The sequence below is a fragment of the Gordonia sp. ALPHA1B1 genome, from assembly GCF_005502615.1.
GTDB lineage: Bacteria > Actinomycetota > Actinomycetes > Mycobacteriales > Mycobacteriaceae > Gordonia > Gordonia hongkongensis.
In genome coordinates, this window is sequence record NZ_SCOC01000042.1 from 1 (window position 1) to 20,315 (window position 20,315).

Consider the following 20,315-nt stretch of genomic DNA (forward strand, 5'->3'; position numbering starts at 1 on the left):
ACGCCCGGCCCCATTCCGAACCCGGAAGCTAAGCCCTCCAGCGCCAATGGTACTGCACCCTAATCAGTGTGGGAGAGTAGGACACCGCCGAACACAATTTCAGAAAGGCCCCGCAACCCTCGTGGTTGCGGGGCCTTTCTCATTGGTGATCAGCTCAGGTGGTGGACGTCCGCCAAGCCGTATACGGGCGTGGGGATTCCTTCATATCGCGCCTTCAGCTGTAGCGCGAGATACAGCGAATAGTGTCGCGATTGGTGCAGATTTCCGCCGTGGAACCACAGGCCCGGTTGCTGGGTGGGCTTCCACATGTTCCGCTGCTCGCCCTCCCAGGGGCCCGGGTCCTTGGTCGTCTCGGAACCGAGTCCCCACACCTTGCCGACACGGTCGGCGACCTCCTGGCCCATGAGGTCGGCGGCCCAGCCGTTCATCGATCCGTACCCTGTGGCGTAGACGACCACGTCGGCGTCGATCTCGGTCCCGTCGGCGAGCACCACCGAATTCTCGGTGAGGTGGTCCAGTTGACCGTGGACCAGCTTGATCGTTCCGTCGGCGATGAGTTCGCTCGCGCCCACGTCGATGTAGTAGCCGGACCCGCGGCGTAGGTACTTCATGAAGAGTCCGGAGTCGTCATCCCCGAAGTCGAGCTGAAAGCCGGCCGCCTCGAGGCGTTCGTAGAAGTCCTTGTCCTGTTGGCGGATCTGCTCATACACGGGTATCTGGAACTGGTGCATGATCCGGTAGGGCAATGAGGCGAAGGTGAGATCCGCCTTCTTGGTCGTCATTCCGGAGGCGACCGCCTCCTCGCTGTACAGGGAACCGAGGGCGATCGACCGCAGCGAGTCGGATTTCACGATGTGGGTCGAGGAGCGCTGCACCATCGTGGCGTCGACGCCGTTGTCCACCAGCGCCTTGCAGATGTCGTGCGCGGAGTTGTTGGAGCCGATGACGACGACCTTCTTGCCGAGGTAGCCGTCCGGTCCGGGGTGTGCGCTCGAGTGGTGTTGCTCGCCGGCGAACACATCCTGCCCGGGGACCGAAGGGACGGCAGGTTTGCCGGACATCCCGGTCGCAAGGACCAGCTGCGTCGGATGAAGTGTGAGGCGCTCACCGTCCCGGTCGACCTCAACCGTCCACCGTGACTCGGCCTCGTCGTACTCGGCGGACAGACACGTCGTCTTGCTCCAGTACGGAACCTCCATGACCTTGGTGTAGAACTCGAGCCAGTCGCCGATCTTGTCCTTGGGTGCGAAGACCGGCCAGTTGTCGGGGAACGGTAGGTACGGGAGATGGTCGTACCAGACCGGGTCGTGCAGGCACAGCGACTTGTAGCGTTTGCGCCACTGGTCCCCGGGACGGTCATGGCGATCGACGACGACCGACGGCACGCCGAGCTGGCGGAGTCGTGCGCCGAGCGCGATACCGCCCTGCCCGCCGCCGATCACGAGCACGTACGGTTGCGCCGACCGTCCGAGCGACAGTTCCTCGTCGGCCTTCCTCTCCGCCCAGGAACGGGTGTCGGGGTCGGAACCGTGCACCGCCCCGAGCGGTCGATTCGGGCCGGCCGACTCCTCGTGTCCCTTGAGTTCCTGCATCGTCGTCAGCAGCGTCCAGGCCTTGTCCTCCCCGGCGTCGCGCCCGCCACCGTCGGTGCCGTCGTCGTCGCGACGGATGCGCAGGTGTCCCTCACACCGTCCGACGGCGGTCTCGAACGCGATGAACGCCGAGACGACACCGTCCCCGTCGTCGGTGGCCGGTTCAGTGGTGGTGAAGTTCGACGGCCGGGTGTCGGCGAGACGCGCGGTCAGCATGTCGGCGATCTGCTCGTGGCCCTCCACCGTCTTGATGTTCCAGGTGAATGCGGTCAGGTCGCGCCAGTAGCTGTCGGTCAGAAAAGCGTTCGTGGCGCGGGCGATGTCGTGTGCGGCGAGTGCGGATTCGAACTCGCGCAGCCAGGCGTCGATTCGCTCCTGCGGGGTGCGGTCGAGATGGACCAGCGGTTCCAATGTCTGAGTCATGATGCCTCCTCGAAATGTGCCCCGCGAACGTGATGTGGAACACAGCGGGTTGTGGACAGCAGACGCCCCGGCGCCGGGTGGCGGCAAGGGTTGCAGGGGGTTGCGAGGGGCGGGGTACGTTGTCGTCGTCTGTGACGTGACGCACAATCGAAGAGATGAACGCTTACGAGTCGGCCTCCGAGCTGGAGCCCGCGGTCCACGCCGGCGACGATCCGCGCGAGTTCGCGTCCGTTCTCAGCGCGGTTCACGACGCGGCGATGTCGGGCGGGCGCATGCCGGCGCGTCCGCGGAGCGTCATCGACGACTCGTGGCAGCGACTCCGACGTGCCGGTCTCGACCCGGACGTGGACTGCGCCGGGGAACGGACGCTTCAGCTCGAGGAGCTCGAAGAACGCCGCCGACGCTCCGGCCTGGCGGAGGTCGTGGACGAGTTGGCACGTGGCCTCGACTCGCTGATCGCCGACGGCGACAACATCCTGGTCGTCTCGGATGCCGACGGGCACGTGCTGTGGCGGAGCGGATCGTCGAAGGTGCTCACGCGCGCGGACACTCTCGGATTCGTCGAGGGTGCCGACTGGGCCGAGGGCTCGGTGGGGACCAACGCGATCGGTACGGCACTGATGTCCGGTCGTTCGGTGCAGGTGTTCTCGGCCGAGCACTTCGTGCGCAGTCATCATTCGTGGACCTGTACCGGTGCACCGATCAAGGACCCGCGGACCGGTGAGATGTTGGGGGTGGTCGATGTGAGTGGTCCGGCCGCCACCATCCATCCGACCACCTTGGCGCTGGTGCATGCGGTCGCCCGGCTGGCCGAATCACAACTACGCGAGAGCCACCACCGACGACTCGATTCGTTGCGGGCGGTGGCCGCGCCGATCCTCGCCCGCATGCCCGGCCCGGCGTTGGCGGTCGACACCGACGGGTGGGTCGCCGCCGTGGACACCGTGTCTCCGCGATCGCGACTGATCCTGCCACCGCGGCTCGGCCCCGGCCGGATCTTCGTGAATGCGCTGGGGGAGTGCGACGTCGAGGCGTTGCCCGGTGGATGGTTGGTGCGCGTCGCGGAGACCTCGGACGCATCCACCACACGGGTGATCGTGCGGGTACCGCCGGACGCGTCGGGTCTCCGAAATGTCGAGGTCACCGTCGAAGGCGCGAGCGGTGCCTGGACCCATCGCTGTTCGCCCCGGCATGGCGAGATCCTCACCCTCCTGGCGCGACGGCCCGCCGGCGTCACCGCGGCCCAGATGTCGATGCATCTGTTCGGCGTCGACGACCGGACGGTCACCGTGCGGGCCGAGATGTCCCGGCTGCGCAAGTACTTCGGTGGTCTGCTCGTGGCGGGCCCGTACCGGTTCGTCGATGGGGTCGACGTCGAGGTGATCGCCCCTGAGATCACCACCGTGCGCGACTGATCTACACGGGCTCAGTCGTACTCGGCGACCACGAGCCCACGGTCGAAGGCGTATACGATCGCCGCCGCCCGGTCGCGGAGATCGAGCTTCGTGAAGATGTGGTTGATGTGGCTCTTCACGGTCACCTGCGAGATGCCGAGGGCCGCACCGATTTCCGCGTTCGTACGGCCGCGGGCGATCAGGCGGAGGACATCGGTCTCGCGGTCGGTGAATCCGGGCACGGTGCTCACCTGCTCACGCCCCGACCGTCGGAAACCGTGGAGAACGCGTTCGGTCACCGCCGGGTCGAGGAACGCACCGTCACGGACCACCGCGCGGACCGCCCAGATCAGCGCCTCGGCCGGCGAGTCCTTGAGTATGAACCCGGCCGCTCCGGCGCGCAGCGCACGGGACAACAGGGCGTCGTCGTCGAAGGTGGTCAGGATCAGCACCGGCGGCGGCTCCCGCAGGGTGCGGACCATCGTGGTGGCGGTGATGCCGTCGACGTCGCGCATCCGCAGATCCATCAGGACGATGTCGGGCCGGTTTTCGGCGATCCCCGCGAGGACTCCGGAGCCGTCCGCGCACTCACCCACGATGTCGAAGCCGTCGCGCAGGCGCAGGATGCGACGCAGGCCCGTACGGATGAGCTCCTGGTCGTCGACGAGGAGAACCCGGATCGGGTCGGTCGCGGGATCGGCGGGTGCGGTCGTCGTCATGCGGGCACCCCCGCGGTGATCGGTCGCGACGGCAGCGTCGCGTGTACCGACCAGGAGCCTGCGCGATGTGATGTGTGGAGCGTGCCGCCGAGCAGTGCCGCGCGCTGGGTCATTCCCTCGATACCGGTGCCGTCGCATTCTCTAGGCCGATCCTCGGTCGCCGGGTTCTCGACCGTGAGAGCCACCGCATCGGCCACCGACACCGAGACCGAGGCCTGCTTGGCCACCGAGTGTTTGACGACGTTGGCCAGGGACTCCTGGGTGATCCGATACAGCGCCGCACCGACCGGACGTGGCAGCTCGGTGAGGTCGCCGACGAGGCTGAAGTCGATGTCGACGCCGGCCTTGCGGTAGTCCTCGACGAGCCGGACGAGGTCTCCGGCGCCCGGTGACGGGGCCGTCGATCCCGTCGGCTCGGTCGTCCCCAGTACGTGGACGATGGTGCGGATCTCGGTCATCGCCTGTCGGCCTTGGCGTTCGGCGTCGGAGAGTGCCTCCAGTGCCTCCTCGATGTCACGGTCCTGTTCGAGCACGCGACGGGCGCCGGTGACGTTGAGCATGGTGATCGACAGGGAATGCGCGATGACATCGTGGATCTCGCGGGCGATCCGCTGTCGTTCGTCGCTCGCGGCGCGGTCGGCACGCTCGGCGAGCACCCGGGCCCGATTGTCGGCCAGACGCTTCTGGATCAGCATCATGTAGCCGATCAGCCAACCGCACGCGACGCCGAGCGCGTAGATGGCCGGTGATTCGAGACCGCCGACTGCGCCGAACCACACGATGACGGCGAAGCAGGCCGCCGTCACGATCAGTCCGCCGAGAAGGGGATACATCGCGGCGGCGATCGCCGCCACCAGGACGAGTTGGAGTGGGGCGGCGTCGGTGGGCGTCTGGACCATGAGGAAGCAGACCGTACTGGTAATCACCGCAGAGCACGGGTACGAGGTCGGCGGCAGGGTCAGGTCGAGCGCCAGCGAGAGCACGGCGAGGACCAGAGCCGCGATCACCCACCCGATCTGATCGAACGGGAAACGTTGGGCCGTCGACACCAGTGTGACCACGACGCTCGACGACAGGATCACCGCGGGGTACAGCGGCGGGTAGTCGCCGCCCGCCCGTTCGATCCGCCGGCGCAGCCCCGCGCCCATCTCCGCTGTGAAGCCCGTCACCGTTCCAGGATAGTTCCGCAGAACTGCCGAACGTCCGCCTCACGGTGGATTCCGCTGTCCACCCGGGGGTGGAGAACCGGTCAACCCGCGGGATGGCGACTCGGGACGATGGCCTCCATAGCGTTGTGAGCAGCCGATATCGCCGACCGAGGAGGACATCATGAGCACGCTGCGGACGCGACCCCGGCGCTGGGAGCGCCTCGAGACCCGACCAGGGCCGACAGATCCCGGCCTGGCCCCGCCGATCGACGCGCGCGGCGTACGGGTGGAGAGCCACGCGGGGTTCGGCCGTCCGGTCGTCGTCGGAGTCGACGGGAGTGACGCCTCGTTGCGTGCGGTGAAGGTCGCCGTTCGACTGCTCGGCGATTCCGGCGACCTGATCCTGATCTGCGCCACGCGGCGTCGTCGGAAAGAAGCGAGCACCACGCTGCACGACGCCCTCAAGGACGAGTCCTATCTGCTCTCCGGCCAGGCGGGAGTCGACGAGACCCTGCGGACCGCCGCCGAACTCGCGAGGTGGCACGGTGCACGGACGGTGTCGACCATGAGCGAGGTCGGCGACCCGACGACGGTCCTGCACCGGGCAGCCGGACGTGTGGAGGCCGGTGCCGTCGTCATCGGTACCGGTGGGACACGACCGGGCTGGACCGCCCGACGTCTCGCCGGACGACTCGACGCCGACGTCACCCTGATCGTCACCGACGGGTCGGTCCATCTGCGCCGACGGGCGGCGCGGGTCGACGATGTCCGCGACACCACCTGGGCCTTCCCCTGGCCGGCGCCCGCACCGCGACCCGCGTAGCAACGGCCGCGTGACACGATGTGCAGATGCACATCACCGACGAGTCGAGGCTGCGGGAGATCGTCGGCCATCCGATGGAGATCATCCGCGACAAGGCGCGGAACTGTCTCGCCGATGTCGACCGGGAATGGCTCGTGGAGTCGCCGATGGTGTTCCTGGCGACCGCCGACGAACTCGGACGGATCGACGTGTCGCCCAAGGGCGACCCGGCCGGCAAGGTCGTCCACGTCATCGACGACCGGCACATCGCGATACCCGAGCGGCCGGGCAACCGTCGTGTCGACGGTTACCTGAACATCCTGCGAAACCCCCGAGCGGGCTCGATCTTCGTCGTGCCCGGTCGCGGCGACACCCTCCGGATCAACGGCCCGGCGCGCATCGTCGGCGACGCCGACTACTTCGATGACCTGTCGATCAACGGAAAGCGGCCGATCCTCGCGGTGGAGATCACCGTCGAAGAGGTCTTCTTCCACTGTCCCAAAGCGTTCCTGCGGTCCGACCTGTGGAGACCGGACACCTGGCGGCCCGAGGCGCTGCCGTCGGTCGCGGAGATCACCCGGCGCGTGATGCCCGAAGCGGGCAACGAACGGTTCACCGAGGACAGCTTCCGTCCCTACCTCTACTGAGGGCGGCGAGCTACGCCGAGGTGTCGTCGAAAGCGCCGACGAGTGCATCAGCGATCTCGTCCGCGGGTTCGAGGGGAACAGTGTGATGACTGCCGCTGTGCAGCATCGTCACCCGCGCCGAGGGCAACAATGCCCGTACACGCCGTGAGACGACCCTCGGATCGTGCGCCCGGCTGTCGGGGGCGACTATCACGGTCACCGACCCGCCGTCTCCCAGTGCCGAGAGTGCTTCATCGGTGGGCCGTTTCGGAACCACGGTCGGCGCGGTGGGGAACCGGGCTCCGGCGCAGTACATGTCACGCCAGTCGGGGTTCAACGCGGCCCCACCGGTCTCCCATCGGAGGAAACGCCGGAGCCGCCCGGGGTTGGGAGACAACAAGACTGGCAGAGCCCGCAGGAGATAGGTCGTGCGCAGGCCGGTGAAGGACGAGGTGGGGTCGACGAGCGCGAGCCGGTCCACCCGGTCCTTGCCGGGACCGACCGCGTAGGCCAGCGCGACCATGGCACCGTAGGAGTGGCCGGCGAGGTCGACGCGTGCGGCGCCGAGCCCGTCGAGGACGGACGACAGCCAGTCGAGTAGGTCGCCTGCGGTGTCCGGGGGCCGGGTCACGTGGGAACGGCCGACGTCGTTGATGAGGTCGACTGCGTGTACCCGGCGTGTTCGTGCGAGGGAGCCGGCGACGTTCACCCAGGCCATCGAGGTCGCCCCGCCGCCTGGCAGCAAAATCACCGGTCTGGTCCCGGCCGGTCCGAAACTGTTGACTCGCGTGGTGCCGAACCGACTGCCGATGTCGAGTGGTGTGGCGGACGACCTCTGCACGAGGGCGTCGTAGTGGGCGAAGAACGTGGCGCCGTCGGGCGTGGCGGCAAAGGTGTCGATCGTCGGGCGGACCTTGGCGAACATCGGACTCCCTCCGGCAAATTACTCGATCATCGAGATACTAGACTGTCGAGTGGTGACGAGTACAGTAACCGTGTGAACAACGACGACCTCGTGCACCGGTTGCGATCGTTGACCTTGGAGCTCGATGTGTTCGGCTCCGCTTTCGCCGCCCGAAACGAATTGCACGCCACCGATCTCCGAGCCCTCGTCGCGCTGTTGGACCGGCAGCGGTCAGGCGACGTCGCGTCGCCGGGTTGGCTGGCCGGTCATCTCGGCCTCAACAGCGCATCGACGACGGCCCTGATAGATCGCCTGGAGACGAAGGGCCTGGTTTCGCGCTTGCGGGACGGCACCGACCGTCGGAAGGTGGCGCTGCACGTCACCGACGCGGCTCAGCAGATGGGGTGGTCGTTCTTCGGACCGCTCATCGAGCAGGTCATCGCCGTGGCCGACGGATTCTCCGACGATGAACTTGCCGCCATCCGCACCTTCCTCGATCGGGTCACGACTGCGGTGGCCGACGCTCGCAGCCGCTGACCGAGACCGGGCATCTCATTTTCGTGGTGACGGTCACACCGATACCCTCGAAGGGCGATGCGGCACCGACGACACCGGTGCCCTCACCGACGACGGCGAAGGGATGGCCATGGGCCGGTACATCGAAGCGTTCACACGGGCAGCTGACGATCGCGAGGGATTCTGGCTCGACGCAGCCGCCGCGGTGGACTGGGTGAAGCCGCCCACGTCGGCGCTCGACGACTCCGCCGCCCCGTTCTATCGCTGGTTCCCGGATGCCACCCTCAACACGTGCGCCAATGCCCTTGATCGCCACGTGTCGGCGGGACACGGCGACCGGACCGCGCTGATCTGGGACTCGGCGATGGTGGGCGAGGTCCGTCGGTACTCCTACGCCGAACTGCTCGACGAGGTCTCCCGATTCGCCGGTGTCCTCACCGAGCAGGGGATCGGTTACGGCGATCGCGTGGTGATCTACATGCCGATGATCCCTGAGGCGGCCGTCGCGATGCTGGCGTGCGCGCGGATCGGCGCGGTGCACTCGGTGGTCTTCGGCGGTTTCGCCGCTCGTGAGCTCGCGACCCGTATCGACGACGCCGAGCCCGTCGCCGTCCTCACCGCCTCGGGCGGTCTGGAACCGGGCCGGGTCGTCGAGTATCTGCCGATGGTGGCCAAGGCCATCGAGTTGTCGGCGACGCCCCCGCGCGTCGTCATCGTCAAGGACCGTCCCGAGATCGACGGTGCTGCAGCGGATCACGAGGGTTGGCTCGACTGGGACGACGTGCTCGCCGGTGCCGATCCGGTCGAGCCGGTCGCGGTCGAGGCCACCGATCCGCTGTACATCCTCTACACCTCGGGGACCACCGGGAAGCCCAAGGGCGTCGTCCGCGACAACGGCGGACATGCGGTGGCCCTGACCTGGTCGATGGCGAACATCTACGACATCGCCGCCGGCGACGTGTGGTGGACCGCCTCGGATGTGGGGTGGGTCGTCGGACACTCCTACATCGTGTACGGGCCCCTCCTCGTCGGAGCGACATCGGTGATGTACGAGGGCAAGCCGGTCGGCACCCCGGACGCGGGCGCGTTCTGGCGTGTCATCGGCCAGCACGGGGTGAAGGCGTTGTTCACCGCACCCACCGCGATCCGCGCCATCCGCAAGGCGGACCCGGAAGCCACCGAACTGAGCAAGTACGACGTGTCCTCGCTCGAGACGTTGTTCGCGGCGGGCGAGCGGCTCGACCCGGACACGTTCACGTGGGCCTCGGAGGTGCTCGGTGTCCCGGTCGTGGACCACTGGTGGCAGACCGAGACCGGTTGGGCGATCGCGGCGAATCTCCGTGGGCTGGAGCCGATGCCGATCAAGGCGGGCTCGCCGACGGTCGCCGTTCCCGGCTACCGCGTGGGCGTCGTCGACGCCGAGGGCAATTCGCTGGGCCCGGGCGAGGAGGGCAACATCGTCATCGGTCTGCCGCTGCCGCCCGGAACCCTCGCCGGGTTGTGGCGCGACGAGGAGCGGTACCGCAAGTCGTATCTGTCGGCGTTCGACGGCTTCTACCTGACCGGCGACTCCGGTTACGTCGATGCCGACGGTTACGTGTTCGTTCTCGGCCGGTCCGATGACGTGATCAACGTTGCCGGACACCGGCTCTCGACGGGCAGTATCGAGGCGGTGGTGGCGTCGCACCCGGCGGTGGCCGAGTGCGCGGTCATCGGCATCCACGACGAACTGAAGGGCCAGCGTCCCAGCGGGTACGTGGTGCTCAAGTCCGGCGTCGACATCGACGCCGAGACACTGCGCACCGAACTCGTGGCCATGGTGCGCGACGAGATCGGGGCCGTCGCGACGTTCCGCGACGTGACGGTGGTGCCGGCGCTGCCGAAGACACGGTCGGGCAAGATCCTCCGGAAGACCATGCGGCAGATCGCCGACCACGAGGAGTACACCGTGCCCTCCACCATCGAGGACCCCGATGTCCTGACCGCGCTGGCCGCACAACTCGAGGGCTGAGTCGATGCTCGATGGTGTGCTTCGCACCGCGATCCGGCTGGTGCCGTTCGTCGGGCTGGTCGGCACGATCATCACCACGATCGTCGACGCGTCGACCCCGGGTGGTGACCTGGGCCGGGATCTGCTCGAGAACTCCGTGTTGTGGATGATCGGTGTCCAGGGATGGATGACCGGGTGCGGCCACATGTTCTTCGGCGAGCCGATCGCCGAGTCGATCGGGTGGCCCCCGAAGACGCCGTGGCAATGGGAGGTCGGGCTCGCCAGCCTGGCGACGGGTGTCTTGGGCGTGATCGCATCGGGTTTCGGTGACGAGTTCACTCTCGCCACCATCATCGCGTTCTCCGTGTTCTATCTCGGTGCGGCCGTCGGACATGTACGGGAGATGGTGACCCGCCGGAACTTCAAGGCGGGCAATGCCGGACCGATCTTCTTCTTCGACGTGCTGGTGCCGGTCTACCTGATCGTGTTGTACACGGTCGTCGCCTAGCGCAGACTTGGTCGCGTGCAGATGGACAAGCACGACGAGCTCCCCGTCGATCCCGACGAACGCCCGCTGCACTTACGCGTGCACGCCCTCGCGTGGGTGTTCGCGGGAGGGCTGATCGGTACGGGCGTTCGGTACTGGGCGGAGAAGACGTTTCCGGTCGCCGACGGGCATTGGCCGTGGGCGACCTTCGCGGTCAACGTCATCGGCGCTTTCGTTCTCGGTGCGTTGCTGGAGCTTCTTGCGCGGCTGGGGCATGACGAGGGCTGGCGTCAGCGGGTTCGGCTGTTCGGCGGCACCGGCATCTGCGGGGCGCTGACCACCTACAGCACGTTCGCGCTGGAGATCTCGGAGCTGACGCGCGCCTCGGCGGTGGCGACGGCACTTGCGTACGCGGTGGTCAGCGTCGTGCTGGGTCTGCTCGCGGCAGGCGGCGGGATCGCACTCGCCTCGAAATTCACGACCCGATGGGCGGCGCGGTGATCGCACTGGCCGTCATGGCGGCCGGCGCGCTGGGTGCGGTGACGCGGTTCGTCGTCGACGGTGCCGTCAAGTGGAGATGGCCGACGGTCACGCCGTGGGGAACCTTCGTGATCAACGTCACCGGTTCGGCACTGCTCGGGGTCCTCGCCGGCCTGGTGCTCTTCCACGGTGCGCCACATGAGCTGCAGGCCATCCTCGGGACCGGATTCTGTGGCGGCTACACGACTTTCAGCACTGCCAGCTTCGAGGTGGTCCGCCTGGCGGAGAACAGGCAGCGGCTGGTCGCCGGCGGGTACGCCGTCATCACGCTGCTCGCCTCGGTGGCGGCATGCGCCGCGGGCATGGCCGCGGCCTGGACGGTGTGAGAGAGACCCGCCCAGAACGCGATTCGGCCCCGCCGCCTCGACGAGGGAGCGGGGCCGAATACTGTGGGTCAGCGGCTCACTTGAGCTCGGCGCTGCTCTTGTTGAGCACGCGCCGGGCGATGATGAGGTTCTGGATCTGCTGGGTGCCCTCGAAGATGTCCAGGATCTTCGAGTCGCGCGCCCACTTCTCCACGAGCAGCCGCTCCGAGTAACCGAGCGTGCCGGTCAGTTCGACCACCTTGTTGGTGATGTCGGTGACGGTGCGGCCGGCCTTGGCCTTCGACATCGACGCCTCGGTGGAGTTGGGCTGCTTGTTGTCGGCCATCCAGGTTGCGCGCATCGTGTGCAGGTAGGCGGCCTCGAAGTCGGCCTCCATGCGAAGGAACTCGGCGGCAGCGGCATGCTGGTCGGCGGCGGGACGGTCGTAGTCGACCTCGATGCCGGCCTCGTCGAGCACGCGGCGCAGTTCCTCGAGCGCGGCCCGCGCGACTCCGACAGCCATTCCCGCGACGAGGGGACGGGTGTTGTCGAAGGTCTGCATGACCCCGCCGAATCCCTTCTTGGTGTCCACCTCCGGGGAGCCGAGCAGGTTCTCCTTGGGGATCCGGCAGTTCTCGAAGCGGATGACCGCGGTGTCGGAGACGCGGATGCCCAGCTTGTGTTCCAGGCGAACGACTTCGACGCCCGGATGCTCGCGCGGGACCACGAAGCTCTTGATGGCGGCGCGGCCGAGGCTCTTGTCGACGGTCGCCCACACGACGATGTGGGTGGCACGCGAGCCGGCGGTTACGAAGATCTTCTCGCCGTTGATGACGTACTCGTCGCCGTCGAGGGTCGCGGTGGTGCTCACGGCAGCGGAGTCGGAGCCGAAGCTCGGTTCGGTGATGGCCATCGCGGCCCACACCTTGCCGAACCGTTCGAGCTGCTGGTCGGTGGCCACCGCGGCGATGGCCGAGTTCCCCAACCCCTGGTAGGGGATGCTCAGCATGAGACCGAGGTCGCCCCAGCATGTTTCGATCACATTGAGGGCCGACTGCATGTTGCCGCCGTTGACCACCGCACCCTCTTCGCGCGGCTTGGCCTTCTTCTGCTGGCTACGTCCGCCGTCGGCGCCCGCGCCGGCCTGGCCGGTCTCGGCGAGTCCGTCGTACAGGCTGGCCAGGGTGTCGAGCTCGACCGGGTAATCATGCTCGCGCAGATCGTATTTGCGCGAAATGGGCCGGAAGATCTCCGCCGCCGCCTGGTGTGCCTGGTCGATGGTGACGTGCAGCTTCTTCGGGAGTTCGAGATTGATGCTCATGTCAGTTTCCTTCGGTCACAGGCGGTCTAGAGGACGACGATGCCTTCGCCGATGCCGGCGCCGCGGAGGTCGCGGTACCAGCGCTCGACCGGGTGCTCCTTGGTGAAGCCGTGGCCGCCGAGGAGCTGGACGCCGTCGAGGCCGATCTGCAGGCCCTTGTCGATGGTGAGTTTGCGGGCGAGGGCGGCTTCGCGGGCGAAGCTCAGGCCCTGCTCGGCGCGTGCGGCGCCGCGCAGCGTCACGAGGCGGATCGAGTCGACCTCGGTGGCGATGTTGGCGACCATGAACGCGACCGCCTGGCGGTTGGAGATCGGCTCGCCGAAGGCCTCACGCTCGTTGACGTAGGGGATCACGTACTCGAGGACGGCGCGTGCGGTGCCGGCGGCCAGCGCCGACCAGCCCAGGCGGGACAGGCGAACGACGTCGCGGTACGCCGACGTCGCGGCGTCGGCCTCGCCGCCGATGATGGCGGTCGCCGGTACGGCGACGTCCTGCAGCAGCAGACGACCCATGCCCGCGGCGCGCACACCCATGCCCGGGTCGGCCTCGACGATCAGGCCCTTGCTGTCGGATTCGACGATGAAGAGGGCCGGCTTGCCGTCGAGCTGGGCGCCGACGATGAACAGTTCCGACGAGCCGGCGGCCGGGACGAAGGACTTGACACCGTTGAGGCGGAACCCGCTCGGCACGCGAGTTGCCTTGGTGCTCAACGAGAAGGCATCGAACAGCGGCTTCGGCTCGGCGATCACGACAGCGGACTGCGGCACGTTCTCGCCCGCGAAGTCGGGCAGGTAGGTGCGCTGCTGGGTGTCGGTGCCGAAGTTGGTGAGGGTGGTGGCCACGCCGCTCGGTGCGAGCAGCGGCAGCGCGAGGCCCATGTCGCCGTAGGCCATCGCCTCGGCGACGAGCGCGTTGGTCACGACCCCGCGCTCGGAGGCGGCGCCCTCGAACTCCTCGGGGACGTTGATCATGGTGATGCCGAGCTCGGCGGACCGCTTGACCAGGTCTTCGGGGGCCGCTGCGGCGGCGTCGGCGTCGTGTGCGGCCGGACGCAGGAGCTCGGTGGCGAACTCCTTCACCGTCTCGGCGATCATCTGCTGTTCGTCGTCGGGGGTGAGGTTGAAGTAGTCCTTGGGCGTGCTGGTGAGACGCTTGGCCTGGCCGGAGCCGCCGCCCTGAGCGGCCTTGAACGCGCGGTTCGCCGCCCCGAGGGTCTGGAAACCGGTCTTGGTGCCCTGGTAGGCGATGCGGTTGATGGGTTCGCGGATCTTGTACTTCTCGGCGAACTCGGAACCCGTCACCGTGGTCAGGACGCGCATCGCGGTGCCGATGAAGTTGCGCGGGTGCGGGTTGCGGCCGACTGCGGAGGTGTCGCGTGGTTCGGTGTGGGTTGTCATGATCACCAGCCGTTTCTTTCCAGTCGCCCCGGTGGGGGTCTGTGCGTGGATCCACGTGTGGGTGGAGGGTCGATGCGACCTATCTTACTCGGTAGTAAGTCCGTACCTTACTTCGGAGTAAGAAGTTTGTCACGCACTTGCCCGACACCGCCTTTCCGCACACCCGCTACGCTGGCCGCATGACCCTCGATCACCGCCGCGAACAGGGCTTATCAGGCAGCGAGGTGGTGGGCGCGACGACCGTCGCGGTGGTCGGTGCCGCCGCGCTCGGCGCCGCGTGTGTGTTCAGTCCGAGTGGTGTGGAGAGCGGACCGCCGCTGTGTCCGTTCGCGTTGATGACCGGACTTCCGTGTCCCGGCTGCGGACTCACCCGGAGCTGGGTTGCCTTCATGCACGGCGACGTCGGGTCCGCGTTCACCTTCAATGCCTTCGGTCCGGTGGTGCTGGTGCTGACCGCGGTGACCGTCGTCGCGGCGACGGTCACCCTGGTGCGCCGTCGCGGGGCGCCGCTCGCCGGCTGGCGCGACTGCGTGCTCGGACCCGTCGGCGCCGTCCTGCTGGGGGTGTGGCTGACCTACGGTTTCGTGCGAATCCTCGACGCCGCGTTCGGGTGGGGGTTCTTCCCGGTCGTCGTGTGAACGGGCACAGTGGAGTCATGCAGATCACCCACTTCGGCCATTCCTGTCTGCTCGTCGAGATCGACGGGACCAAGGTGCTCTTCGATCCGGGGAATTTCTCGCACGGGTTCGACGGCATCGACGATCTCGACGCGATCCTGATCACCCACCAGCACCCTGACCACTGCGACGTCGCGAAGCTGCCCGAGCTCGTCGCCGCGAACCCCGACGCGATCCTCTACGCCGATCCCCAGACGACCAAGCAGCTCAACGACGACGACGTGGCCGGCGCGTGGACGGCCGCCCGCAGCGGCGACCAGATCGAGATCGGTTCGCTCACCGCGCGTTTCACCGGCGGCCGGCATGCCGTCATCCATCCCGAGATCCCGGTCATCGACAACGTCGCCTATGTCCTCGGGACCGCCGACCAGCCGGGCCAATTCATGCATCCGGGGGACTCGTTCTACATTCCGTTCGAGCATGTCGATGTTCTCGCGCTGCCGTCGGCCGCGCCGTGGATGAAACTCAGCGAATCGGTCGACTACCTCCGGGCGATGGCGCCGCGCGTCGCCGTCCCCATCCATCAGGCGGTCCTGTCCGACGCCGGCAGCGGCATCCACTACGGGCGACTCGCGGACATGAAGGACGACGCGACCGAGTTCACGGTGCTGGAGAAGGAGAGCGCCACGCAGGTGTGAGGGGCCGGGAGGTGGCTTCGACTCGGTTCGTCGCTGCGCTCCTCACCGGCTCAACCAGCGAGGGGGGCCTGCGAGCGGGCTCCCTCCGGTCCCTGAGGAGCGAGCTTGCGAGCGTCACGAAGGGTCGACGCGCAGCGCTCCCAGCACCTCGTCGTGCAGCAGTCCGTTGCTGGCGATCGCACTGCCGCCGGCGGGTCCGGGCGTGCCGTCGAGGGCGGTGAAGCGTCCGCCTGCCTCGCGTACCAGGATGTCGAGCGGCGCCAGGTCCCACAGCGAGACCTCGGGTTCGGCGGTCACGTCGACCGCACCCTCGGCGACGAGGCAGTAGTTGAAGAAGTCGCCGTAGCCGCGCACGCGCCACACCCGGTCGGTGAGGTCGATGAACTCTCCCCGGATGCCGCGATCGGCCCAGCCGGACAGGCTCGAGAACGCGAGGCTCGCCGACCCGAGGTCGGCCACTCCGGACACCGACAGGCGTCGGACATCCTCGTCGTCGAAACGCACGTGCGCACCGAGACCTGTTGCCGCCCACCAGCGTCGGCGAAGTGCCGGTGCCGAGACAACCCCGACCGTGGGCACGCCGTCGATGAGGAGTGCGATCAGCGTGGCCCATACCGGGACGCCGCGGACGAAGTTCTTGGTCCCGTCGATGGGATCGACGACCCACTGCCGCCCGGAGAGCACGGCGTCGCCGCCGAACTCCTCACCGAGCACGGTGTCGGCGGGGCGACGGGCCGAAAGGCGTTCGCGGATCAGGGTTTCGCACGCCAGATCGGCATCGGACACCGGTGTGAGATCCGGCTTGTCGTCCACCTTCAGGTCCACGGCGCCGAAGCGGTCCATGGTGAGCGCGTCGGCGGAGTCGGCGAGGGAGAGCGCGAGCTCGAGGTCATCGCTGAACGTCGTCGGACCGGGAGGGACAGACATGCCCGGTAGGGTAGCTGTCATGTTGCTGACCGTGACGTTCACCCTGTTGATCGCGGCTCTCGTGGTGGTGCTGGTGGTGCAGTGGCAGCGCGGCCGCAACCCGCAGCCGGTGTCGGCGGCCAAGGCCTCTCAGTTCGTGCAGGGCACGTTCACGGTCGTCGGGGTCTCCGACCGCGACGACGAGCCGACCAAGAGCGCGGCCGACAAGGACGGAAACCGGTTCTGCACCATCTCCGGGACGATCGTCGGTCCCGAGACCAGTCCGACCGAGGTGTACGGGACGCTCGTGCTGGGCGCGGGCGACCCCTGGCCCCAGGTCGGCGACGATCTGCCGGTCCTCTACAAACCGCAGAAGGCCGCGACGTCGTGGCGGTTCGGGGTGATGCCCGAAGCCGGTCCCGGCCCAGTCTGATCCTCCCGGGCGCTCGCGTGCCCGTCTGTCGGTACTCTGGATCACCGTGCATCCCGACGTGACCGCAGACCTCGAATCCCTCGACGCCACCTTGACCACCGTGGAGAAGGTGCTCGACCTCGAGGAGCTCCGTCGTCGCATCGACGAGCTGGAGATGCAGGCCTCGGATCCCGACCTGTGGAACGACCAGGACCACGCCCAGAAGGTGACCAGCGAGCTCTCGCACGCGCAGTCCGAGTTCCGGAAGGTCTCGGAGTTGCGGCAGCGCCTCGAGGATCTACCCGTGCTCTACGAGCTCGCCGAGGCCGAAGAGGGTGACGACAAGACGGCTGCGCTGGCCGACGCCGATGCCGAACGTGAGAGCCTGCGGACCGACATCGAGGCGATGGAGGTCAAGACAATGCTCGCCGGCGAGTACGACTCGCGCGACGCGGTCGTCAACATCCGCTCCGGTGCGGGCGGCGTCGACGCGGCGGACTGGGCGCAGATGCTGATGCGCATGTACATCCGCTGGGCCGAGCAGAAGGGCTACGGCGTCGAGGTCTACGACACCTCCTACGCCGAAGAAGCGGGCCTCAAGAGCGCGACGTTCGCGGTGAAGGCCCCGTACATGTACGGCACGCTGTCGGTCGAGCAGGGCACCCATCGGCTCGTGCGTATCAGCCCGTTCGACAACCAGAGCCGCCGTCAGACATCGTTCGCCGAGGTCGAGGTGCTGCCCGTGGTGGAGACCACCGACCACATCGACGTCGACGAGAACGACATCAAGGTGGACGTGTACCGCTCGTCGGGCCCCGGCGGGCAGTCGGTCAACACGACCGACTCCGCGGTCCGGCTGACCCACATCCCCACCGGCATCGTCGTGACCTGTCAGAACGAGAAGAGCCAGCTGCAGAACAAGGCGTCGGCCATGCGCGTGCTGCAGGCCAAGCTGCTCGACCGCAAGCGCCAGGAGGAGCGCGCCGAACTCGACGCACTCAAGGGTGACGGCGGTTCGAGCTGGGGCAACCAGATGCGCTCCTACGTGCTGCACCCGTATCAGATGGTGAAGGACCTGCGGACCGGCGTCGAGGACAACAATCCGACGTCGGTGCTCGACGGGGAGCTGGACAAGTTCATCGAGGCCGGGATCCGCTGGCGGATGGCGACCGCCGAAGCGTGATGCGCGATCCCGGAGTCCTGCTGCTCGCCGCGCCGCCGAGCCCGACCGAGGTCCTGATCGGTCGGGTCTATGTGTGGATGGCCACCAACGGCTTGGAGATCCTCATCTGGATCCTGGGCGCGGTGCTGCTCGCCCGATTGATCCGGTGGGGCGCCGACAAGTACGCCTCCCGGGTGGACTCGCGGTTCTCCACCAGCGACCTCATCGTCCAGACCGAGGACGCCAAACACCGTCGCGCGCTGGTCGACGTGGTGGCGTGGACGCTGATCGTGGTGATCGGGATCATCGTCATCGTGCACACCCTGTCGGTGTTCGGGATTCCGCTGAGCGGATTGACCGGTCCGACCGCGGTGATCGGTGCCGCCCTCGGCTTCGGTGCGCAGCGCATCGTGCAGGACATCCTCGCCGGGTTCTTCGTGGTCGCCGAGAAGCAGTACGGCTACGGCGACGTCGTCAACCTGACTGTCACGGGCAACGCGCCGGCCGAGGGAACGGTTGAGGACGTGACCCTGCGGGTGACCAAACTGCGCACCGCCGAGGGTGAGGTCATCACCGTCCCCAACGGCCAGATCGTCAAGGCCACCAACCTGTCCAAGGACTGGGCGCGCGCGGTCGTCGACGTCCCGGTCCCGTCCGAAGCCGACATCGGGCTCGTCAACGACACGCTCGACCGGGTGGGCCGGGAGTTCTACGCCCTGCCCCGGTGGCACGACCTACTTCTCGACGCACCGTCGTCCCTCGGTGTCATCAGCCTCGAGCTCGACGCCATCACGGTGCGCATGGTCACTCGTACGCTTCCGGGCAAGCAGTTCGAGGTCGGGCGCGCGCTGCGTGTCCACATCATCCGAGCGCTGGCGCGTGAAGGTATCAATGTGCCCGCCCGCGAGGTCCGGTCCGCGGGTGGGCCGCCGGCGACACACGCCGATCAGGGCAATCGGGACGGGGGAGACTGATGGCTGAGACACCGAATTCCCCGCGCCGGAACGAGCCGGCTGGGGACAGGCCTGACGAGAGCCTGCCCCACGACGAGCAGCCCGGCGAGGGTGGGCCTGGTAGAGACATCCCCGCCGACGACGCCCCGACACAGATCATCCCGACGCAGGGCATCCCCCCCGAGGCCCCACCGCCGCAGCAGTCGCCGGACGAGTCCGACGGCAAGCGAGGGCACGACTGGCAGCACATCGCCCGCACCCGGATGCGGACCAGCACCGCGATCTTGGTTACGGTCTTCCTCGCCTGTTGCGTGCTGTACGGATACACCTCGCAGCGCTACGGTGTGGTGTACTCACCGGCACGGCCCGCGCCGACGACATCGCAGACGGTCGAACCGACGTACGAGCCGCCACCGTCGACGTCGTCATCCACGACCACCACCTCGACGGAACCGTCGACGACCGACTCGACCAGTGGCGTCGAGGGTACGGACGGCTCGTCGACGGACGGGGCCCCGGCGCCCGCGCCCGGTACGAGCCGCGAGACCATCCCGGGTCTGCCCAACATCCCGCTCCCGAATTTCGGCGGACAGACGCCGACCACCACGGTTCCGACACGCTGAACCGGCGGGGAATTCGCTGGTCAGGCGGGTGGCTGAGCTGGGGCGTCGTGCCTGAACGCACTCTCAGGAGTCGTCGTTACACTGGCACATCGTGATCAAGCTGGAGAACGTCACGATGCAGTACAAGGCGTCCAGTCGACCCGCTCTGCGAGATCTGAGCTTCGAGGTCGACAAGGGGGAGTTCGCGTTCCTGATCGGTCCGTCGGGATCAGGTAAGTCGACGTTCTTCCGTCTGCTCCTCAAGGAGGACCGCCCGACGAGCGGCGAGGTGTACCTCGGGGAGTTCCACGTCAACCGACTGAAGGCGCGCAGCGTGCCGAAGCTGCGGCAGTCGATCGGGTGTGTGTTCCAGGACTTCCGTCTGCTCCAGAAGAAGACGGTGGCCGAGAACGTCGCGTTCGCGCTCGAGGTGATCGGTCGGCCTCGCTCCACCATCCAGCGGGTGGTGCCGGAGGTGCTCGAGTACGTCGGCCTGGAAGGCAAGCACGATCGCATGCCGAACGAGTTGTCGGGCGGCGAGATGCAGCGCGTGGCCATCGCCCGCGCCATCGTGAACCGTCCGCTGGTGCTCCTGGCCGACGAGCCCACCGGCAACCTCGATCCCGAGACCAGCGAGGAGATCGTCGACGTCCTCGACCGGGTCAACCGCCGCGGCACCACGGTGGTGATGGCCACCCACGACCGCCACATCGTCGACGCGATGCGACGACGGGTTCTCGAGTTCGACAGCGGCCAACTCGTCCGCAACGACCCGCAGGGCGTGTACGGAATCGGCTGACG

22 protein-coding genes and 1 rRNA gene are annotated in these 20,315 nt (G+C 67.7%); 16 read left to right on the forward strand and 7 right to left on the reverse strand.

The window, feature by feature from the left end; genetic code table 11:
• Window positions 1-93: ribosomal RNA gene (gene rrf, locus FFS52_RS20240) — 5S ribosomal RNA — on the forward strand; the annotation flags it as partial.
• 56 nt (window positions 94-149) lie between these two features.
• Here rrf and FFS52_RS20245 read toward each other — a convergent pair.
• Window positions 150-2,015, reverse strand: a complete 1,866-nt coding sequence (locus FFS52_RS20245; RefSeq protein ID WP_137810738.1) for an NAD(P)/FAD-dependent oxidoreductase — start codon at window positions 2,013-2,015, stop codon at window positions 150-152.
• A gap of 155 nt (window positions 2,016-2,170) precedes the next feature.
• On the opposite strand from FFS52_RS20245, the gene FFS52_RS20250 reads away from it, so the two are divergent.
• A complete protein-coding gene (locus FFS52_RS20250; RefSeq protein ID WP_137810739.1) occupies window positions 2,171-3,430 on the forward strand; it encodes a helix-turn-helix domain-containing protein in 1,260 nt (419 codons plus the stop codon).
• A gap of 11 nt (window positions 3,431-3,441) precedes the next feature.
• Here the strand turns inward: FFS52_RS20250 and FFS52_RS20255 are convergent, their stop codons facing one another.
• Window positions 3,442-4,128, reverse strand: coding sequence for a response regulator transcription factor (locus FFS52_RS20255; protein WP_137810740.1), 687 nt, complete (start codon window positions 4,126-4,128; stop codon window positions 3,442-3,444).
• The gene (locus FFS52_RS20260) at window positions 4,125-5,297 is read right to left on the reverse strand and encodes a histidine kinase (RefSeq protein WP_242697067.1); all 1,173 of its coding nucleotides are present in this window, start codon (window positions 5,295-5,297) and stop codon (window positions 4,125-4,127) included. Before FFS52_RS20260 ends, FFS52_RS20255 begins: the two co-directional genes overlap by 4 nt.
• 160 nt (window positions 5,298-5,457) lie before the next feature.
• On the opposite strand from FFS52_RS20260, the gene FFS52_RS20265 reads away from it, so the two are divergent.
• Window positions 5,458-6,099 (forward strand): universal stress protein, encoded by a 642-nt coding sequence (locus FFS52_RS20265; protein WP_137810741.1) that lies wholly within the window; start codon window positions 5,458-5,460, stop codon window positions 6,097-6,099.
• A gap of 26 nt (window positions 6,100-6,125) precedes the next feature.
• Window positions 6,126-6,725, forward strand: coding sequence for an MSMEG_1061 family FMN-dependent PPOX-type flavoprotein (locus FFS52_RS20270; protein ID WP_137810742.1), 600 nt, complete (start codon window positions 6,126-6,128; stop codon window positions 6,723-6,725).
• A gap of 10 nt (window positions 6,726-6,735) precedes the next feature.
• On the opposite strand, the gene FFS52_RS20275 is transcribed toward FFS52_RS20270, so the two are convergent.
• Window positions 6,736-7,629 carry an alpha/beta fold hydrolase gene (locus FFS52_RS20275; protein WP_137810743.1) on the reverse strand — a complete coding sequence of 298 codons (894 nt, stop codon included), beginning with the start codon at window positions 7,627-7,629 and terminating at the stop codon, window positions 6,736-6,738.
• A gap of 72 nt (window positions 7,630-7,701) precedes the next feature.
• Between FFS52_RS20275 and FFS52_RS20280 the strand changes: the two genes are divergently transcribed.
• From FFS52_RS20280 to FFS52_RS20300, 5 genes are all read left to right on the forward strand, one after another.
• Window positions 7,702-8,145, forward strand: coding sequence for a MarR family transcriptional regulator (locus tag FFS52_RS20280; protein WP_137810744.1), 444 nt, complete (start codon window positions 7,702-7,704; stop codon window positions 8,143-8,145).
• Between the two features lie 109 nt (window positions 8,146-8,254).
• Window positions 8,255-10,135: a propionyl-CoA synthetase gene (locus FFS52_RS20285; protein WP_137810745.1), complete on the forward strand. Its 1,881-nt coding sequence runs from the start codon at window positions 8,255-8,257 to the stop codon at window positions 10,133-10,135.
• 4 nt (window positions 10,136-10,139) lie between these two features.
• A complete protein-coding gene (locus tag FFS52_RS20290; RefSeq protein ID WP_137810746.1) occupies window positions 10,140-10,622 on the forward strand; it encodes a DUF6790 family protein in 483 nt (160 codons plus the stop codon).
• A 15-nt stretch (window positions 10,623-10,637) separates the two neighbouring features.
• Window positions 10,638-11,102, forward strand: a complete 465-nt coding sequence (crcB, locus tag FFS52_RS20295; RefSeq protein WP_084811789.1) for a fluoride efflux transporter CrcB — start codon at window positions 10,638-10,640, stop codon at window positions 11,100-11,102.
• Complete coding sequence (locus FFS52_RS20300) at window positions 11,087-11,467, forward strand: CrcB family protein (RefSeq protein WP_137810747.1); 381 nt, start codon at window positions 11,087-11,089, stop codon at window positions 11,465-11,467. The genes crcB and FFS52_RS20300 overlap by 16 nt, the downstream gene beginning before the upstream one ends.
• Window positions 11,468-11,543: 76 nt before the next feature.
• Here FFS52_RS20300 and FFS52_RS20305 read toward each other — a convergent pair whose 3' ends face one another.
• Entirely contained in the window at window positions 11,544-12,767 is a 1,224-nt protein-coding gene (locus tag FFS52_RS20305; RefSeq protein ID WP_137810748.1) for an acyl-CoA dehydrogenase family protein, read from the reverse strand.
• Between the two features lie 26 nt (window positions 12,768-12,793).
• The gene (locus FFS52_RS20310; protein WP_137810749.1) at window positions 12,794-14,164 is read right to left on the reverse strand and encodes an acyl-CoA dehydrogenase family protein; all 1,371 of its coding nucleotides are present in this window, start codon (window positions 14,162-14,164) and stop codon (window positions 12,794-12,796) included.
• 179 nt (window positions 14,165-14,343) lie between these two features.
• On the opposite strand from FFS52_RS20310, the gene FFS52_RS20315 reads away from it, so the two are divergent.
• A complete protein-coding gene (locus FFS52_RS20315) occupies window positions 14,344-14,802 on the forward strand; it encodes a DUF2752 domain-containing protein (protein WP_137810750.1) in 459 nt (152 codons plus the stop codon).
• 17 nt (window positions 14,803-14,819) lie between these two features.
• Window positions 14,820-15,479 carry an MBL fold metallo-hydrolase gene (locus FFS52_RS20320; protein ID WP_137810751.1) on the forward strand — a complete coding sequence of 220 codons (660 nt, stop codon included), beginning with the start codon at window positions 14,820-14,822 and terminating at the stop codon, window positions 15,477-15,479.
• A gap of 114 nt (window positions 15,480-15,593) precedes the next feature.
• Here the strand turns inward: FFS52_RS20320 and hisN are convergent, their stop codons facing one another.
• On the reverse strand, window positions 15,594-16,406 hold the full coding sequence (gene hisN / locus FFS52_RS20325; RefSeq protein ID WP_137810752.1) for a histidinol-phosphatase: 813 nt from the start codon (window positions 16,404-16,406) through the stop codon (window positions 15,594-15,596).
• 19 nt (window positions 16,407-16,425) lie between these two features.
• On the opposite strand from hisN, the gene FFS52_RS20330 reads away from it, so the two are divergent.
• The 5 genes from FFS52_RS20330 to ftsE all read left to right on the forward strand — a co-directional run bounded on the left by FFS52_RS20330 (window position 16,426) and on the right by ftsE (window position 20,313).
• Entirely contained in the window at window positions 16,426-16,818 is a 393-nt protein-coding gene (locus tag FFS52_RS20330; protein ID WP_137810753.1) for a hypothetical protein, read from the forward strand.
• A 46-nt stretch (window positions 16,819-16,864) separates the two neighbouring features.
• Window positions 16,865-17,980 (forward strand): peptide chain release factor 2, encoded by a 1,116-nt coding sequence (prfB, locus tag FFS52_RS20335; protein WP_137810754.1) that lies wholly within the window; start codon window positions 16,865-16,867, stop codon window positions 17,978-17,980.
• Window positions 17,980-18,933 (forward strand): mechanosensitive ion channel family protein, encoded by a 954-nt coding sequence (locus tag FFS52_RS20340; protein ID WP_068971895.1) that lies wholly within the window; start codon window positions 17,980-17,982, stop codon window positions 18,931-18,933. Before prfB ends, FFS52_RS20340 begins: the two co-directional genes overlap by 1 nt.
• Window positions 18,933-19,535, forward strand: coding sequence for a hypothetical protein (locus FFS52_RS20345; RefSeq protein WP_083229449.1), 603 nt, complete (start codon window positions 18,933-18,935; stop codon window positions 19,533-19,535). Before FFS52_RS20340 ends, FFS52_RS20345 begins: the two co-directional genes overlap by 1 nt.
• A gap of 91 nt (window positions 19,536-19,626) precedes the next feature.
• Window positions 19,627-20,313: a cell division ATP-binding protein FtsE gene (gene ftsE, locus FFS52_RS20350; RefSeq protein WP_058253667.1), complete on the forward strand. Its 687-nt coding sequence runs from the start codon at window positions 19,627-19,629 to the stop codon at window positions 20,311-20,313.
• The last annotated feature ends 2 nt before the right edge of the window (window positions 20,314-20,315 follow it).

What these genes read in the sequence shown, in the direction of transcription:
- FFS52_RS20245 (WP_137810738.1), bottom strand. Translation starts at nt 2,015, where the DNA reads ATGACTCAGACATTGGAACCGCTGGTCCATCTCGACCGCACCCCGCAG.
- FFS52_RS20250 (WP_137810739.1), top strand. Translation starts at nt 2,171, where the DNA reads ATGAACGCTTACGAGTCGGCCTCCGAGCTGGAGCCCGCGGTCCACGCC.
- FFS52_RS20255 (WP_137810740.1), bottom strand. Translation starts at nt 4,128, where the DNA reads ATGACGACGACCGCACCCGCCGATCCCGCGACCGACCCGATCCGGGTT.
- FFS52_RS20265 (WP_137810741.1), top strand. Translation starts at nt 5,458, where the DNA reads ATGAGCACGCTGCGGACGCGACCCCGGCGCTGGGAGCGCCTCGAGACC.
- FFS52_RS20270 (WP_137810742.1), top strand. Translation starts at nt 6,126, where the DNA reads ATGCACATCACCGACGAGTCGAGGCTGCGGGAGATCGTCGGCCATCCG.
- FFS52_RS20275 (WP_137810743.1), bottom strand. Translation starts at nt 7,629, where the DNA reads ATGTTCGCCAAGGTCCGCCCGACGATCGACACCTTTGCCGCCACGCCC.
- FFS52_RS20285 (WP_137810745.1), top strand. Translation starts at nt 8,255, where the DNA reads ATGGGCCGGTACATCGAAGCGTTCACACGGGCAGCTGACGATCGCGAG.
- FFS52_RS20290 (WP_137810746.1), top strand. Translation starts at nt 10,140, where the DNA reads ATGCTCGATGGTGTGCTTCGCACCGCGATCCGGCTGGTGCCGTTCGTC.
- FFS52_RS20300 (WP_137810747.1), top strand. Translation starts at nt 11,087, where the DNA reads ATGGGCGGCGCGGTGATCGCACTGGCCGTCATGGCGGCCGGCGCGCTG.
- FFS52_RS20305 (WP_137810748.1), bottom strand. Translation starts at nt 12,767, where the DNA reads ATGAGCATCAATCTCGAACTCCCGAAGAAGCTGCACGTCACCATCGAC.
- FFS52_RS20310 (WP_137810749.1), bottom strand. Translation starts at nt 14,164, where the DNA reads ATGACAACCCACACCGAACCACGCGACACCTCCGCAGTCGGCCGCAAC.
- FFS52_RS20315 (WP_137810750.1), top strand. Translation starts at nt 14,344, where the DNA reads ATGACCCTCGATCACCGCCGCGAACAGGGCTTATCAGGCAGCGAGGTG.
- FFS52_RS20320 (WP_137810751.1), top strand. Translation starts at nt 14,820, where the DNA reads ATGCAGATCACCCACTTCGGCCATTCCTGTCTGCTCGTCGAGATCGAC.
- hisN (WP_137810752.1), bottom strand. Translation starts at nt 16,406, where the DNA reads ATGTCTGTCCCTCCCGGTCCGACGACGTTCAGCGATGACCTCGAGCTC.
- FFS52_RS20330 (WP_137810753.1), top strand. Translation starts at nt 16,426, where the DNA reads ATGTTGCTGACCGTGACGTTCACCCTGTTGATCGCGGCTCTCGTGGTG.
- FFS52_RS20340 (WP_068971895.1), top strand. Translation starts at nt 17,980, where the DNA reads ATGCGCGATCCCGGAGTCCTGCTGCTCGCCGCGCCGCCGAGCCCGACC.
- FFS52_RS20345 (WP_083229449.1), top strand. Translation starts at nt 18,933, where the DNA reads ATGGCTGAGACACCGAATTCCCCGCGCCGGAACGAGCCGGCTGGGGAC.